A 2,280-nucleotide genomic window follows, 5' to 3' on the forward strand; every position below is an offset into this window, starting at 1 on the left:
GGTCGCCGCCTTTGACGATGAAGGCTGCAATCATGGCCGTCAAGCCGTAGCTCATCAAGATGTCATACTCTATCACCAGGATGAAATGAAGCAAGCCTTCCATGAATAATAACAAGGATACCCAGAGGTAGACTCCCGGCCAGGCTTTCCCTTTGCGCATCGCCTGCCGATATTTCAGTTCCAGTCCCACTCCAAACATGATCGTCAACAAGCCCAGCAGCTTGCCGTTCACAAGGAATAACACGATCATCCGGATCAGATCGTCGGCTCCCCACCAACCCGAATGATCGAACGTTGTCAGATAAGCCAGATCTCCCAAATGTGCGAATATCCAGATGTTCGTCCCCAAGGTTCCCAGAATGGCAAACCCTCGCAGGATGTCCAGCAGGCGGATTCTTTCTCCACGTTGTTCCATATCCTTCACTCTTTCTCTTTGAATTAGCGTAATTTTATTGTAGCTACGATAAGAGAGAGGGAACATTCACACCTGTAAAGAGTTAAATATGACACGTGTCATGTTCAAGGCTTGAAAGGAGATTAGGTATAAATGCAGATTTAACGCATAATATTCGGTTGATTGGTGTTTTCTCGTTCTTATCCGCATTTTTCAGCAGGGATTAAATAGGGAATTGTAGAAATTGTGTATATTTCCAATGATTTTAGAGCTAAAAAAGTTTCTTGATTATAAGTTGCTATTACTAATGACTACGTGTTGTAAGGAGTTAAAGATTATGCTGATATCAAAGCTATATTTAAAGAATTTCAGAAGCTTCGATGATGAAGGGACAACAATAACTTTAAATAACCTATCTGGTTTCGTAGGGGAAAACTCATCGGGTAAGACAGCATTAATTCACAGTCTGGTTAAACTTTTCGGAGTATCTTCACATGAGCGTTCATTAGAAAAGTCAGATTTTCACATCCCCAAACAATCTAAAGTAGAGTCAATAAAAGAACTGAATTTGTCAATTGAAGCACGAATTGATTTTCCTGAATTACTGGAAGAGTCCCAAGACACTTTGAGTAGGACAAACATTCCTCCATTTTTAATCAACTCGTGATCAATGCAACTGGTGAACCCCCCTATTTGCGTGTAAGATTAGTTGCTAAATGGACGGCGGATAATACTCCCGAAGGCGATATCGATCAGAAATTATACTTTGTAACTGTTGCAGAAGGTATTGATGAAACAGATGAGGATTTAATTCCTGTTTCCCCTCACCAACGTTCAGCAATTCAAGTCATATACGTACCCGCAGTAAGAGAACCATCAGGTCAATTGCGAAATGCTTCGGGAACGATACTTTGGAGAATTTTAAATAATATCTCATGGCCAGATGATATTGATGACATCATAAAAACCAGAATGGAACCTGTGAACGAACTTTTCGATGGAATTAATGGGGTTGCTCAGATAAGAAACATTATTGCTGAGGAATGGAAAAAGTATCACAAGGATGCACGTTATCAAGAAGCCAAATTGCAGTTTAATAGTTCAACACTTTCTTCATTACTACGAAAGATAGAAGTATCGTTTTCTCCAACTCATGATCTAGGTGAGTATGGTGTTGAAATGCTTGGGGATGGCCTCAGATCATTGTTCTACCTTTCCTTGGTTTCATCATTACTTGAAGCAGAAGTGAAGCTTACTGGAAAATCAAATGCTTCTCTTACCATTCTTGCCGTAGAAGAACCGGAAAATCATATTTCACCACATCTATTGGGCAGAGTTATGGAAAACTTGAGGAATATTTCTAACAAACCGAATGCTCAAGTGGTTTTAACTTCACATAGTGCTTCAATTATTAAACGGATAAATCCAGAAAATCTATTACATTTGAGAATTGATCAAGCTAGGTTTATAACAATTGTGAATAAAATAATCTTGCCTAGTAAGACATCTGAGGCCTATACATACATTAAAGAAGCTGTAAGGGCCTATCCTGAAATTTATTTTTCTAGATTGGTTATTTTGGGTGAGGGAGACTCTGAAGAAATCGTAATCCCCAGAATATTAAAAGTTAACGGGATTGATCCCGATGATTTTGGAATATCGATTGTGCCGCTTGGAGGAAGACATGTTAATCACATGTGGAAATTGCTTAATGAGTTGGATATTCCACACATTACTTTATTAGATCTGGATCGTGAAAGAGGTGGCGGTGGCTGGACAAGGATTAAGTATGCCATTAAACAACTATTGCTTAATGGACGTAACCGTGAAGAATTACTAAAAGTTTGGTACAGAGAAGATAGTGGTTTTCACTAGCGTTGCATCAA

2 protein-coding genes and 1 pseudogene are annotated in these 2,280 nt (G+C 39.2%); 2 read left to right on the plus strand and 1 reads right to left on the minus strand.

The features are described from left to right. Nucleotides 1-415, minus strand: a pseudogene (locus PACILC2_RS25515) (DUF418 domain-containing protein); the annotation flags it as partial. Between the two features lie 316 nt (nt 416-731). Between PACILC2_RS25515 and PACILC2_RS27720 the strand changes: the two are divergent. Together PACILC2_RS27720 and PACILC2_RS25520 are read left to right on the plus strand one after the other, a co-directional pair. Further along, on the plus strand, nt 732-1,061 hold the full coding sequence (locus PACILC2_RS27720) for an AAA family ATPase (protein WP_244863862.1): 330 nt from the start codon (nt 732-734) through the stop codon (nt 1,059-1,061). A gap of 26 nt (nt 1,062-1,087) precedes the next feature. Next, nucleotides 1,088-2,269, plus strand: a complete 1,182-nt coding sequence (locus PACILC2_RS25520; protein ID WP_244863863.1) for an ATP-dependent nuclease — start codon at nt 1,088-1,090, stop codon at nt 2,267-2,269. Nucleotides 2,270-2,280: the final 11 nt, after the last annotated feature.

Origin of the sequence: Paenibacillus cisolokensis, assembly GCF_018403665.1 — a bacterium.
Classification (GTDB): Bacteria; Bacillota; Bacilli; order Paenibacillales; family Paenibacillaceae; genus Paenibacillus_AH; species Paenibacillus_AH cisolokensis.